Below are 13,838 nucleotides of genomic sequence, written 5' to 3' on the forward strand. Positions count from 1 at the left end.
CTACCCCGGTCGGTGCTCACCCGGGCCAACGGCCCGCGGGGCCCATCTCCCGCCATCACGCCGCATCGGCGCCTCGCCGTCTCGGTGTCTCGCCGCGCGGCGGCGCCCGCGCCCCGGGCCGTCGTCGAGCACGTCATGACGCGCGGTCGACCATGACCTGAGTGTCGCCTCGGCCTGGATAACGACACTCAGGTCATGTTCGGCGCGTGGCCACGGTCTGATCGGCCGACGGTTCGACCCCGACGACCAGGCTTCTACCTCGGCCGACCGGCTTCTACGTCGGCGGGCCTGGGCGGAACCGATCGCCGGTGAGGTGATGGGTGAGCGGGTGGGGCGGTGTCGGATGCGAAGGGCGTCAAGGCCGCGCTCCTGAGACCCACGCCCGACGGACCAGGGTGACGGCGCGGACAGTCCGAGCACCGACGCCGCCCCGCCCGCGGACCCGACCACGACCACGACCAGAGTTCTACCTCGGTGTCGAGGATGTCAGCGCAGCCAGCCTCGGCGCTTGATGTAAGCGAGCGGGATGACGGCCGCCACGAGGGTGAGCAGGAGCGTGAGCGTGAAGCCGTACGGGCGGTCGAGCTCGGGCATGTGCGTGAAGTTCATGCCGTAGAACGACGCGATGAGCGTGGGCGGCAGGAAGACGGCGGTGATGATCGTGAACACCTTGACGATCTGCGCCTGCTTGACGTCGAGCGAGGTCATGATCGCCTGCTGGAGGTAGCGCACCTTGTCGTGCTCGAACCCGGCGTGCTGCTTGACGCCGTCGACGTCGGCGACGAGCGTCTCGACGAGCCCCGCGAGCACGGGGTCGGTGTCGGCGATCTCGCTGCGCAGGTGCCGGGCCGCGCGGGCGAGCGAGAGCTGCGACTCCTGCGCGCGCGACACGATCTCCTCGGCGCGGTTCATGCGCGTGATCGTCTCCTGCATGTCGCTCACGCCGATCTCGCGGCCGCGCGCGTCGACGCCGCGCGTGGCCTCGTCGATCTCGTCGGACATGTCCTCGAGCAGGTCGCTCGCGTGCGCGACGACGCGGTCCGCCGCCTCGTTGAGCGCGTACAGCAGCGCGTACGCGACGCCGTACGACGAGCGGATGAGCCACGGCGTGCGGCGCATGCGCGCGATGGCCTTGTCGAAGACGGCGTAGTGCCGCTCGGGCTGCGCCGTCACGACGACGTCGGGCGAGAGCGCGAGCACGATCCGCTCGTGCAGGACGTGCTCGCCGTGGCGTCGCGTCGCGACGACGGGCAGGTAGACGTGCGCGTCGGTCTCCCACACGCGCCCGCCCGCGGCGGCGAAGTCGACGCCGTGCTCGGCGGCGCGCGCCGCGGCGTCGGGGTCGCCCGCGGCGACCTGGACCCATCGCGACCGCAGCACCCGCGGGTCGAAGCGCGCCGCCGCGCCCGGGCCGGTGCCGTAGCCGGTGCCCGTGCCCCCGGTGTCCGTGCCCCCGGTGTCCGTACCGGGCCCTCGGACGTGCCGGTGCTGGTCGACGGTGGACGGGGCGTCGGGCAAGGTCGTCGTCACGAGGCACCTCCGGCCGTGAGGTGGGCGAGCAGGAGTGCGCCGCAGATGAACAGGTAGAGGCCGACCGTGAACGAGATCGACTGCCGCTCGAGGCCGGGTCGGGCACGCCGGCGGGAGCGCGTGGTCGGCGCGCGCGTGGTCGACCCGCGCGGGGTGTGCGTGCGCGGCGTCTGGGGGCGCGCGGTCGTGCGGAGGGTCATGGTGGTCGTCCTTTCCGGCGGGCGCGGGCGCGCCGGGCGGCCGTTTCGCACGGTGTACGACGGCGCGCGGGGTGCACGCGAGGGAGGTCCGGCGGTGGCGTGCACGCGTGGCGCACACGGAGCGCACTGGCGACCTCCCTGCGAGGGACGACCGGTTCGACGGCTGAGGTGCCGGCCGACGTGATGACCGCTCGGGGAGCGGGTCGGCGCCGTCAGCGGGCCGGTCGAGGGCCACGGGGGGTGAGCGCACAGTGCACGGTTCTATGACTGCTGCCGTCAGGCACGGGCTCACCTCGCTCTCGTGGCGGCGGCGCCCCTGGGCGCCGCACCTCGGCCGGGCGCACGAGGACCGTGGCCGCGGCAGGGGGACCGGGTCAGGCTAGACCCCGTTCGGCCACCAGGGCAAGCATGGGCCAGGTTCGCCGTCCCTGGTGGCGGGCGCGTCACCACGGGGGAACCGGGGGGAAGCGCCTCGTTTACGGAGGGTTGTTAACATTTCATCTGTCGACGGGCGACGATGCCCCCGGACGGAGGGTCCCGACGCATGGCAGATGAGCAGGACTACGTGGTACCCGATCCGGTCCGTCGTGCCGACGCCCGGTCCGCGCGCCGTCTCGAACGACTCTCGTCGCGCGCCCAGGAGGTCGATCTCGCGCTGGCGGCCGTGGCCGAGGGCAAGGGTGCGCTCGTCTGGACGGCGGAGCCGGGCATGGGCTCGAGCGCGACGCTCGAGCTCGTGTGCGAGGCCGTCGCGACGCATCCCTTCGGGCGGCCCACGGTCGTGCTGCGCTGTCGTCCGCCCGCCGGCACCGCGTCACCCGGTTCGACGGTCGCCGCGCTCGTCTCGCAGGCCTCCCAGCTCGCGGGCGTCGCGGTGCCGAGCGGCCTCGCCCGTGCGCTCGACGTCGCGGACCCCGCGCACGGCCTGCTGCCCGAGGTCGCCGCCGTCGCGCTCGGGGAGCTCTTCCTCGCGGCGTTCGACGGCGCGACGACGGTCCTCGTGGCCGACGACCTCCACGTCGTCGACGAGCACAGCCGGTCGGTCCTGGCGAGCCTCGTCGCGCAGCGGCGTGCGCCCGTCGTCCTCCTCGCCACGGCGGCGGCCGGAGCCCTCGAGCCGGCCTCCGGCCCGTTCGAGCTCCGCAGCGTCCCGCCGCTCGCACCGGCGGACGCGCTGCACGTCCTGCTCGTGGAGAGACGTCTCGCCGTCGCGCCCCACGTCGCCGCGCACCTCGCGCAGCTCCTCGGCGGGAACGCGGCCGCGATCACGCAGACCGCCGCGCTCCTCACGGCCGAGCAGCTCTCGGGCGGCTCGATCCTGCCTGACCCGCTTCCGGCGGTGCCCGCGGTGCGGTCCTTGCTGGGTGACCGCCTGGCGGCTCTCAGCGACGACGAGCGGCACGTGCTCCTCTGCGCCGCCGTCGCGGTCGTCGACCGTACCGAGCTGCTGCTCTCGGCCGCGGGGCTCGAGATCTCGCACGTGCTCGACGGCCCGCTCGCCGAGCACCTCGCGCTCGTGGGTGGGCGTTTCGCGTTCGTAGACCCCAGGATGCGCTCGCTCGTCCACACCGAGGCCCGCCTCGCCGGGCGGACGGCGGCGCACGCCGCGCTCGCGGACGCGCACCGGCGGGCGGGCGAGCCGGACATGGCGGTGTGGCACACCGCGCTCGCGACGCTCGCGGGGAACCCCGAGCTCGTGCCCGGGCTCCTGCGCGTCGCACGCCGCCACCTCGACCGCGGCGACGTCGTCTGGGCGCACGAGGTCGCGCGCGAGGCCGCGAGCCAGGCCGCGGGGGAGCACCGCGCGGAGGCGTTCGCGCTCGCCGGGGTCGCGGCGCTCCGCTCGGGGCACGTGCAGGACGCGGCCGACTGGCTGCGCAAGGCGTCCCGCAGCGGCGACGACGCGTTGCGCGCGCGCACGCTCGGCCCGCTCGTCGAGGCGCTCACGCTCGCCGAGGGCCAGGTCCCCGACGACGTCCTCGCCCCGTACCTGCGCGCCGGCCGGCCCGACGGCCTCGCGCCCGACGCGGTGCCCGGCGTCGTGGCGGGGGTCCTGGCCGCCGCGCGCCTGCACGCCGAGCGCGGGGACGGCATGAGCACGACGCAGCTGCTCGACACCGCCGCCCACCTGGCGTCGTGGTGCGACGACGCCGCGACCCGGGCCGAGCTCGCGCTCGCCCGGTCGTGGGCGTCGGTCTTCGGCGTCGGCGAGCGCGCGGCCGTGCCCGACGCCGACCTCGGACCGGACCACGAGGCGGCGCTGCAGGTCTGCCGGGCGTTCGCGCTCGCCGCCGACGACCGGACGGACGACGCCGCGCAGACCCTCGCGAGCGCCGTCGCCTCGCTGGCCCCCGTGCGCGACGGCGGCCGCTGGTTCGACGGGCCCGACGTCGCGCTCACGCCGCTCGCCGAAGCCCACGTACGGCTCGCGCAGGTCCTGGTCCACGTGTGGCGCGGGACGCTCACGCGGGCGGCCGACGAGATCGCCGAGGCGGCGTACCGCCTCCCGCTGGGCCTGCCGCTCGCGAGCCTCGGCGTCGCGGCCGCGCGACGGGTCGACATGATGACCCGCGGCATGGTGGGCCCCGTCGCAACGGCGCTCGAGGAGACGTGCGCCAGCCCGACGTCCCGGCCCGTACGCCTCGGCCTCCTCGTCGACCGCGCGATGGGCGCCGCGTTCGCCCACCACGTCACGCAGGCGGCGACGCTGCTCGAGCTCGCGGCGGAGCGCGAGCGCCCTGACAGCGCACGCATGCTCCCGCTGCCCGGGCTGGACGACGTCGAGGCGTGGGTGGTGGCGGGGCGCCACGACGCGGCGCACCGCGCGCTGTCCCGTCGCAGGGTCGAGGCGAAGGAGCTCCCGCCGTCGCTACGAGCCGCGGCGATCGCGCGTGCGGAGGTGGCCCTCGCCGCCCCGGAGGACCTCGGCCCCCCGCTCGACCGCGCGACGCGCGTGAACCGGACCACGGCCTCGCCCTACGAGCACGCCCGCACCGACCTCTGCGCGGCGCGGGCGCTCGTGCGCGCGGGCGAGCTCCAGCGCTCGCACGGGCTGTTCCTGTCGGCGATCGAGCTGTTCGGGGACGCAGGTGCGGACGCGTGGACGACCGTCGCGCGCGACGAGCACGCGGAGGTGGTGCGCCAGCTCGGCCGTCCGGTCGCCGGCGACGGCGACGGCGACGGCGGCGACGGCGGCACGGGGGCGCGAGCGGTCCCGACCGGGCCGCCGTCGGCGATCACGTCCGGGGTGCCGCTCGTGATCTCGTCCGGGTCGCCGCTGTGGGCGCTGCCCGGTGGCGCGCCCGGCGGGCACGGCCTCGACCGGCCCGCCGTCCCGCCGGACGCGTGCCGCCTCGCGGCGCGCGAGAGCGACGTCTCCGACGAGGCGCTCGCCGAGCTGCGCGGGCGGTGGTCCGACGAGCTCACGGAGCGCGAGCTCGACGTCGCGCTGCTCGTGGTGCAGGGCGCCTCGAACCGCGAGGCGGCCGACCAGCTCTTCCTCTCGGTGCGCACGGTGGAGGTCCACCTCGGCCGCGTCTTCCGCAAGCTCGGGGTGCGCTCGCGCGTCGAGCTCACGGTGCTCGCGCACCGGGTCGGCCGCTGACCCGAGGACTTCTCGACGGTACGCCCCGGTACGACCCGGTGCGTCACGGTCCGTCCTACGAGGTTCCCCTTACGGTGCGGGTAAGTTCAGACCGAGAACACTGTGGGAAGCGCGGATCACGCGGGCAGTCCGGATCGTTACGTTCGGGGTGACCCAGGGCGACGACGGCGCTCCCCGGCGGGTGCCGTCGTCGTCCACCGCACGAGCACGAGGCAGGACCCATGGACGTGTCCCTCCGCAGCAGACCACCCCGATCCGGACGGCGCGGCGCTCGCCTCGCGGCGCTCGCGACCGCCACGGCCCTCGTCGGCGGGCTCCTCGCCGCCGTGGCGCCGGCGCAGGCCGTCGAGGCCGCCCCGGCGGCGGTCGCGAACCCCGGCGACAGCGACGTCAACGGCTACCGCAACGTCGGCTACTTCACGCAGTGGGGCGTGTACGGCCGCAACTTCCAGCTCAAGAAGGTCCAGGACTCGGGCGCCGCCCAGGACCTCACCCACATCAACTACTCGTTCGGCAACATCCACCACCAGACGCTCACGTGCTTCATCGCCAACAAGGCGCAGGGGACCGGGCCGAACGGGTCCGACGGCGCGGGCGACGCCTGGGCGGACTTCGGCATGGGCTACACCGCGGCGAACTCCGTCGCGGGTGTCGCCGACGTCTGGGACCAGCCGCTCGCCGGCTCGTTCAACCAGCTCAAGCAGCTCAAGGCGAAGAACCCCCACCTGCGGCCGATGATCTCCCTCGGCGGCTGGACCTGGTCGAAGAACTTCTCGAAGGCCGCCGCGACCGATGCGTCCCGCAAGAAGCTCGTGTCGTCGTGCATCGACCTCTACATCAAGGGCAACCTGCCGGTGATCGACGGCCGCGGGGGCGCAGGGGCCGCTGCGGGCGTGTTCGACGGCATCGACATCGACTGGGAGTGGCCCGGCTCGAACAACGGCCTCGAGGGCAACCACGTCGACGTCGTGAACGACGCGCGCAACTTCACGCTCCTGCTCAAGGAGTTCCGCACGCAGCTCGACGCGTACGGCGCGCAGACCGGCAAGGACTACCTGCTGTCCGCGTTCCTCCCGGCGAACCCCGACGACATCGCCGCGGGCGGGTGGAACGACCCGGAGAACTTCCAGTACCTCGACTTCGGCAACGTCCAGGGCTACGACCTGCACGGCGCCTGGGACCCGGCGCTCGCCGGGCACCAGGGCAACCTCTACGACGACCCCGCCGACCCGCGGGCGGCCAACCGGCAGTTCAGCGTCGAGAAGGCCGTGAACGAATACCTGCGTACGGGCATCGACCCGGCCCAGCTCGGCATCGGGCTCGCGATGTACGGCCGCGGTTGGAAGGGTGTCGGCTCGGCCGAGCCCTGGTCCGCGGCGAACGGCGCGGCGCCCGGCACGTGGGAGGCAGGCAACGAGGACTACGACAAGCTCCGCACGCGCGGTCAGGACTACTACGACCCCGAGACCGTCTCGGCCTGGCGCTACGACGGCGACCAGTGGTGGAGCTACGACAACCCGCAGTCGGTGGCCGCGAAGGCGGACTACGTCGCGGACAAGAAGCTGGGTGGCGGCATGTGGTGGGACCTCTCCGGCAACCACGACGGCACCCTCCTCGGCGGGTTCACCGACACCCTGCGTGCCGCGCCCGCCGGACCGGTCGAGGGGACCGACGGCCCGACCGACCCGACGGATCCGACGGACCCGGGTACCTGCACGGCGCCGGCGTGGTCGGCGACCGCCGTCTACACCGGCGGCGCGACGGTGTCCCACCAGGGCGAGAGCTACCGCGCGAAGTGGTGGACGCAGGGTGAGAACCCGTCGGCGGGCGGCCCGTGGGAGCTGGTCGGCGACTGCGGCGGCGACCCGACGGACCCGACGGACCCGACGGACCCGGGCGCGTGCACGGCGCCCGCGTGGTCGGCGAGCGCCGTCTACACCGGCGGCGCGACGGTCTCCCACCAGGGCCAGAGCTACCGCGCGAAGTGGTGGACGCAGAACGACGTCCCCGGCGCGGAGCAGCACGGGCCCTGGCAGGCCCTGGGCGCCTGCTGACGCCCCGCCCACGACGGCGTCCCGCGGCACCCGCCTGACGCGCCGTCCCGACCGGCCCGCGGGTACGGGGAATCCCGTACCCGCGGGCCGGCATCGTGTGGTTCTCCCGCATCTCCGCCGCACCGCGCGCTCGCTAGCGTGTCGGGACGGACGAGGTGTCCCCGTCGCCCTCCCCAGTGGGCGACGGGGTGCTCCGATCGTGAAAGGGCATGACACGTGCATCAGCACCGCAGCCTGCTGCGTCCCCCCGCCGCCACGCCGCCTCCTCGTCGCTCCCGGCTCCGGCCGTGGACCGCCGTCGTCCTCGTCGGGCTCCTCACCGGGCTCGTCACGGCATGCACGGGTGACCCGGGGGCGACCGGCGATCCCTCCGGCGACGCGGCCGCCGAGGGCGGTTCGGGCCCGGCCGCCGCCGACGAGCACGGGGAGCACGGCGACCACGCCGACCACGGCAGCCAGGTCGCCGTCGGACCGCTCGAGCTCCCCGCGGCCGAGTACTGGTCGGTCCTCCAGCCGGCCGACGGCCTCACCCAGGTCCGCGCGGGCGGCTGCCCCGAGGACGCCGCGTGCCCGAGCTTCGAGATCCTCTCGGGCGGCGCCCTCGAGGGCGTCGACCCGGCTGCGGCGCACGTGCCCGACGGCGCGACCTGCCCCGGCGCGGACGCGCTCGCCGCACACCCGGTCGCCAAGGCGTCCGAGGCCGACGTCGAGGTCGCGGGCTCGACCGCGACGCTCGCGCGCTGGACGCTCACGTGCGTCGACGGCGCGGGGACGGAGGTCCGCACGGTCGAGCAGCTCCAGTGGTACGTGCCCGACGGTCCCGCCGGTCCGGTGCTCGTCGTCGACCGCTGGGCCTTCGAGGGCCTCGAGTCGCGCCTCGCCGCCGGGGGGTGGGCGGCTGTCTGAGCCGTCCCGGCCGCGGCAGCACGAAGGCCTCGCACCCGAGGGTGCGAGGCCTTCGTCGTCCGTCCGGCCGTCAGGGGACCGGAGGGGCGATCAGCCCTTGCGGGCGCGGCGCGTCAGCAGGACGGCCGCCGCGCCGACCACGGCCAGCCCGGCCGCGATCGCCGCGTAGAGGCCGACGGTCGCTCCGGTCGCGGCGAGCGTGGGGTTCTGGCTTCCGGCGACGGGGTTGGCGACCGTGGTCGTGCCCGGGAAGCAGTTGCTCGTGTCCTGCGGGTACGTCACGGGGACGGTGACCTCGGGGTTCACGGCGAACGTCACGTCGACCGTGCCCGCGGCCCAGCCGTGCGTCGCGGTGTTGAGCCACATGTTGTTCACGAGCTCCCACCCCTCGTCCTCGGGCAGGTCGACGAAGCGCTCGGGGTACGCCCCGGGCCACAGGACGCGTCCCGTGAGCGGCAGGTCGGTCATGACCTCGTCGTCGCCGTCGGGGTTGTGCCAGGTGAGCGTGGTCGTCGTGCTGGGCGTGCCGGTCACGGAGACCCCGTAGTCGAGGTAGGACACGCCGTCGACGCACACCGGCGTGAGGACGTCGACCTCGATGGTCGGGGTCCCCGGCGGGTTGGTCGCGCAGTCGGGCGACGACGGCGGGTAGGCCACGACCGTCTCGGCGGTCGGGTTGACCTCGAAGACCACGGTCACGCCCTCGCGGACCCAGTCGAGCTCGTCGCCGACGACCCACTCGCCGTCCACGAGGCTCCAGCCCGGCCAGTCGACCGGGTCCCCCGCGTCGTCGACGACGGCGCCCGGCCACAGCACGCGACCGGCGAGCGGGAGCCCGGACTGGACGACATCGTCCCCGTCGGGGTTCACCCACGTGATCGTGAGCGGGTCCGCCGGGTCGCCCTCGTAGTTCTCGGGCAGCTCGAAGACGTACTCGAGGTAGGGCACGTCGCCGTCGCACACCGGCGAGGCGACGGTGATCTCCGGGACGTAGGTCTCCGGGTCCGTGTCGGCGCTCGCGGACGACGCGACGAGCGGTACGGTCACGAGGGCGGCCGCGGCCGTGAGCGCTCCGACGAGCACCGCCCGTCCTCGGCTGCGAAGTCGCTTCGACGTACGCATGGCTTCTTCACCCGTCCTGGTTCAGGGATCGTGGGGGCCGATCATGGAGTTCCGGTACTCAGAGAGCCCCGAGGGGCGGTCCGTGATGCACCGGTGCTGGTGATGCGCGGAGGAACCGGTGGCACGGGAAGGAACGACTGCCGCCAGGCTAGCGATGATCGCCCGTGGAGTTGGACGGTCGTCCGGGTGAATTGTTTGCGGCCGGCGCCATCGTTACCTCGCCGTGATCACCGGCTCGGGGAGATCAGCCGCACGACGCGACGGGGACCACGTCCAGGCCGGGCTCCGACACCGTCGGCGTCGTCCAGAGGTCGACGGCCGCACCGGTGCCGGGAGCGGACGGTGCGTCGGCGGCGGTCGCAACGGTGAACGTCACGGTCGTGCTCTCTCCGGGGCCGAGCTCGACGGGCAGCGATGAGACCCGCCGGCCGGCGACCTCCGCCACGAGCGCACCGGTGGGAGCGCCGCCGACGCGCACGGTGTCCACCTGTCCGCCGCGCGGCGGGTAGAGCGCCACGAGCGAACGCACGCGGCCGGGCTCGACGCCCGAGATCCCGCCGCCCGTGACGTACCACGGCAGGCTCGTCGCGGCGTCGGGAGGAGCGGTCGAGGTGAAGGTCGCGCTGAAGGTGTCCACGCGCCCGTCGGCCGTGCACGCGCTGCCGGTGAGGGCGACGTCGGAGTCGAGGTAGTAGCTCATCTTGCCGCCCGTCGCGTCGTTGAGGAAGACGCCCACGGAGCCCGCGGCGCGCTCCGCGGTGTCGATGTCGCCTGCGAGGATCGTCCCGGCCAGGCGTTCCTGCTCGTCGGCCCGGGCCGACCACACGAGCACGCGGTGCTCCTCCGCCCCGCGGACGAGCGCGTCGCGCGCGAGGCCCGGGTCCGCCGTGCCGCCCAGGAACGCCCCGAGGACGCGGTTCGCGACGGCCGCGAAGAACGCGTCGGTCTGCGGTCCCGGCTCGAGCTCCGCGTACGCGTCCGAGAGCAGGATCCGCACGACGTTCCCCGCGTCGATCGTCGTCGTGCCCTCGACGCCGGTAGCGGCGAGGTCCACGTCGAGCGGCCCGGTCGCCTCGAGCAGGTAGGAGAGCGCGACGGGATCGGTCGCGACGACGCCGTCGAGAGTCTCGCCCTGGGCCCGCTCCCACATCTCGGCCGTGAGCGCGGCGGTCGTGGGGAAGTCGGGGGTGAGCGGCGTGTCTTGGACGAAGCGCCCGACCCGGTCGGTGAAGAGGTCCTCGACGCCCGGCTCGAGCGGGAGCACCGGAGCGTCGAACGGCGGGACGTCGGAGGTCGAGGCCTGTCGCTCGAGGCTCACGCGTCCGCCGTCGACCACGAGCACGGCGAGCGCCCCGGGGATGCCGCCCCCCGCGCGTATTTCGGCGCTGTTGAGCGCGAGCAGCAGGTACCGGCGGGGCCCGTCGGCACCGAGCATCGCCGGACCGAGGCTGGTCAGACGGTCGGCGGTGCGCACGACCGGCCGCAGGTCGTCGGTCCGCGCGACGAGCTGGGCGTACGGCTCGGCGACCTCGGCGTGGAGCGCGTCGGGATCCACGGTGGCGAGCCGCGCGTCGATGTCGTCGAACGCCCGCGCCGCGTCCGCGACGCCTGGGGCGGCCTCGACGAGCGGCGTCAGGTCGACGCCGTCCGCCGTGAGGGTCAGGGCGTCGCCCTCGACCGTGGAGAGCGCCTGCGTGAGGGACGGGAGCACCGTGGCGGCGAGGTCGTCCACCGTGGCGGCCAGGGCCGAGAAGGCGCGGACGTCCTGGCCGACGAGGGGCAGGTGCACCGCGAGCGACCACAGCGGCCCGTCGGTGCTCGAGCGGGCCTCGGCAGTGAGCGGCTGGACGTCGGCGAGCACGGCGTCGGCCGTCGCGACGTCGCCCGCGCGCAGCGCGTCCTCGGCGGCCGGGACCTCGTCCATCGCGCTCAGGAGAGCGTCGCGCGCGGTGAGCGCGTCGCGGACGAGGAGGCCCGCGGCGACGAGGAGCAGCACCACGAGCAGGAGCAGCCCCCAGCCCACCCACCGGCCCCAGCGACGACGGCGGTGCGGGGTCGTCCGCTCGGCGCGCTCCGTCGTCGACATGATCCACAGCGTAGGTGCTGCCAGGTGGCAGGATCGGTGCTGTCGCGGGTGAGGTCCGGGTGAACCACCGCACGGGGTGCCGGCCCGGCACCCGCTCGCCGAGAAGCGGTGCAAGGACGCCCCGTCCCACGACACAGAGCGGTTGACAGCCCTGCCCGCAGCCGAGGAGCCGCCGTGACGACCGACGCGTCGCCCGACGAGACGTCCGCCGACACGCCCGCCGACCCGCCGCACGACGCGGACTGGTTCGCCGCACTGTTCGCGGCCCACGCGACCGCGCTCTATCGCTACTTCCGGCGCCGGCTGCCGAGCGCCGGGGGCGCGGTCGGCCCCGACGCGGACGACCTCACGGCCGAGGTCCTCGCGACCGCATGGCGCCGTCGCGCGGACGTGCCCGACGGCGCCGAGCTGCCGTGGCTGTACCGCACCGCCGGGTTCGTGCTCGCCAACCACCGCCGCAAGGCGCGTGCGCTGCCCGTCGCCGACGTGCCGGAGCGGCCCGACGCGGGCGCCGACGTCGAGCACGTGGTGGTCCAGGACGACGAGGTGCGCCGCGCGCTGGCAGTGCTGTCCGTCCGCGACCGGCGGATCCTCCTCCTGCACGCGTGGGAGGGTCTCGGCGGCGACGACCTGGCCGCGGTGCTCGGGACGTCGCGCGGCGGTGCCGACGCCGCGCTCTCGCGCGCCCGGGCGCGGCTGCGCGCTGCGTGGTCGGAGCAGTCGGTCGCGCAAGAGACCGGGTCCTGACGACACATCCCGCGTAGACGGACGGCACCTCGTCCGTGGACGATCCGGGGTCGTGCGCGACCCCGCCCCGCAGTACCAGGAGTCGACATGACCACGAACACCCCCGACGGTCCCGACGAGGCCCTCGCGCGGCTGCGCGCCGCCGACCCTGCGTCCGACGCCGCGCCGGACCAGCTCGCCCTCGAGGCGGCAGTCCGCGCCCGGGTCCCCGAGGCCCTGACGGCGCCGAGCGCGCAGACTCCGCCTGCTGTGCCGCTCACCGGCCCGGACGGGCCGGGTGGCACCGTCGCGGACGAGCTCGCCGAGCGCCGTGAGCGCCGGGCCCGGCGCCGCGTGCCGCTGCAGGTCGCGGCGGCCGTCGCGGGCGTGCTCGTCGTGGGGGTCGGCGGGTACGCGCTCGGGGCGGGCGGCGGCACGGGGTCGGCGGGCGACACGACCGCCGAGTTCTCGGCGCTCGCACCGATCCAGCTCGACGCGGCGGGTTCGGCCCAGGAGGAGTCGACGGTCGCGAGTACCGAGCGGGGCGCAGCCGACCAGGGATTCAGCGCGGACTCGCGCGTCGCCGCGGACATGGCGTACCCGGGCTCGTGGGGCGGACGGACGGTGTTCCACCAGGACGGGCTGTCGACGCAGGGAAGCAGCGCCGAGGCGTGGGCCTACGCCGCCGCGGGCGCGTTCTCGGGGGAGACGGCGCGGCGCGTCGCTGACGTGCTCGGGGTCTCCGGGGACGTGAGCCAGGAGTGGGGGTCGTACGTCGTCGGCCCGCGCGACGGGTCCGGCCCGTCGGTCTCGCTCCAGCCCGACGGGCTCGCGAGCGTGAGCTACCACGACCCGTCGAAGGATCCGTGGGGGTGCGTCGTCGTGACGCCGATGCCCGCGGACGGCGGCGGGACCGGGGCGGAGGGTTCGGAGGGCGCCGAGACCCCGGACGTGATGCCGGTCGAGCCCGGTACGTGCGCCGAGGCGGACCACGGCGTCCCGCCCGGCCGCGACGCCGCCGTCGACCAGCTCGGCGGCGTGCTCACGGCGCTGGGACTCGACCCCGCGGGGTACGAGATCGTGGCCGACGACCAGGTCGCGGAGCAGGAGGCGCCGCGTGCGACGTCGGTCACCGCGCACGAGGTCGTCGACGGGCAGCGCACCGGGACGTCGTGGAACGCGACCTACTCGGGCGCGGGCCTCGCGTCGCTCTACGGGAGCCTCGCGCCGCGCGTCCCGCTCGGCATGTACGACGTCGTGAGCCCGGCCGAGGCCGTCGAGCGTCTCGGCGACCCGCGCTTCGGCGCGGGCGGGCCGGTCCTGTGGGCGCGCGCGGAGGGCCTGCAGGCGGTGCCGGAGATCGCTCCGGTCGAGCCCGAGGTGCCCACGGTCCCCCCGACCGTCGGCGAGGGCGCGCGGTTCGCCTGGCCCGTGACGGACGTGACCATCACCGACGCCCGGCTGGGCCTCGCGGTGCAGCACCAGCCCGACGGCGCCGCGGTGCTCCTGCCCGCCTACGAACTGAGCGACGCCGACGGCAACGTCTGGTCCGTCGTGGCCGTCGCGGACGACCAGCTCGACTTCGCGCCGGCCGGCTGAGGGGTCGCGGT

General features: G+C 75.1%; 9 protein-coding genes. 5 read left to right on the plus strand and 4 right to left on the minus strand.

Annotation, left to right across the window (positions count from 1 at the left end):
- Window positions 1-486: 486 nt before the first annotated feature.
- Both AC4H2H_RS17765 and AC4H2H_RS17770 read right to left on the minus strand, forming a co-directional pair.
- Window positions 487-1,530 carry a CorA family divalent cation transporter gene (locus AC4H2H_RS17765; protein ID WP_494372152.1) on the minus strand — a complete coding sequence of 348 codons (1,044 nt, stop codon included), beginning with the start codon at window positions 1,528-1,530 and terminating at the stop codon, window positions 487-489.
- Window positions 1,527-1,730, minus strand: a complete 204-nt coding sequence (locus AC4H2H_RS17770; protein WP_494372153.1) for a hypothetical protein — start codon at window positions 1,728-1,730, stop codon at window positions 1,527-1,529. The genes AC4H2H_RS17765 and AC4H2H_RS17770 overlap by 4 nt, the downstream gene beginning before the upstream one ends.
- Window positions 1,731-2,274: 544 nt before the next feature.
- Between AC4H2H_RS17770 and AC4H2H_RS17775 the strand changes: the two genes are divergently transcribed.
- From AC4H2H_RS17775 to AC4H2H_RS17785, 3 genes are all read left to right on the plus strand, one after another.
- Complete coding sequence (locus tag AC4H2H_RS17775) at window positions 2,275-5,334, plus strand: helix-turn-helix transcriptional regulator (protein WP_494372154.1); 3,060 nt, start codon at window positions 2,275-2,277, stop codon at window positions 5,332-5,334.
- A 221-nt stretch (window positions 5,335-5,555) separates the two neighbouring features.
- The gene (locus AC4H2H_RS17780; protein ID WP_494372155.1) at window positions 5,556-7,388 is read left to right on the plus strand and encodes a glycosyl hydrolase family 18 protein; all 1,833 of its coding nucleotides are present in this window, start codon (window positions 5,556-5,558) and stop codon (window positions 7,386-7,388) included.
- A gap of 216 nt (window positions 7,389-7,604) precedes the next feature.
- Entirely contained in the window at window positions 7,605-8,294 is a 690-nt protein-coding gene (locus AC4H2H_RS17785) for a hypothetical protein (protein ID WP_494372156.1), read from the plus strand.
- A gap of 90 nt (window positions 8,295-8,384) precedes the next feature.
- Here AC4H2H_RS17785 and AC4H2H_RS17790 read toward each other — a convergent pair whose 3' ends face one another.
- Both AC4H2H_RS17790 and AC4H2H_RS17795 read right to left on the minus strand, forming a co-directional pair.
- Window positions 8,385-9,377: a hypothetical protein gene (locus AC4H2H_RS17790; protein ID WP_494372157.1), complete on the minus strand. Its 993-nt coding sequence runs from the start codon at window positions 9,375-9,377 to the stop codon at window positions 8,385-8,387.
- Window positions 9,378-9,660: 283 nt separating this feature from the next.
- Window positions 9,661-11,502, minus strand: coding sequence for a DUF4012 domain-containing protein (locus AC4H2H_RS17795; RefSeq protein ID WP_494372158.1), 1,842 nt, complete (start codon window positions 11,500-11,502; stop codon window positions 9,661-9,663).
- A 174-nt stretch (window positions 11,503-11,676) separates the two neighbouring features.
- On the opposite strand from AC4H2H_RS17795, the gene AC4H2H_RS17800 reads away from it, so the two are divergent.
- Window positions 11,677-12,249, plus strand: coding sequence for an RNA polymerase sigma factor (locus AC4H2H_RS17800; protein ID WP_494372159.1), 573 nt, complete (start codon window positions 11,677-11,679; stop codon window positions 12,247-12,249).
- A gap of 87 nt (window positions 12,250-12,336) precedes the next feature.
- Entirely contained in the window at window positions 12,337-13,827 is a 1,491-nt protein-coding gene (locus AC4H2H_RS17805) for a hypothetical protein (protein WP_494372160.1), read from the plus strand.
- The last annotated feature ends 11 nt before the right edge of the window (window positions 13,828-13,838 follow it).

Source organism: Cellulosimicrobium sp. BMG9.22 (genome assembly GCF_059159975.1).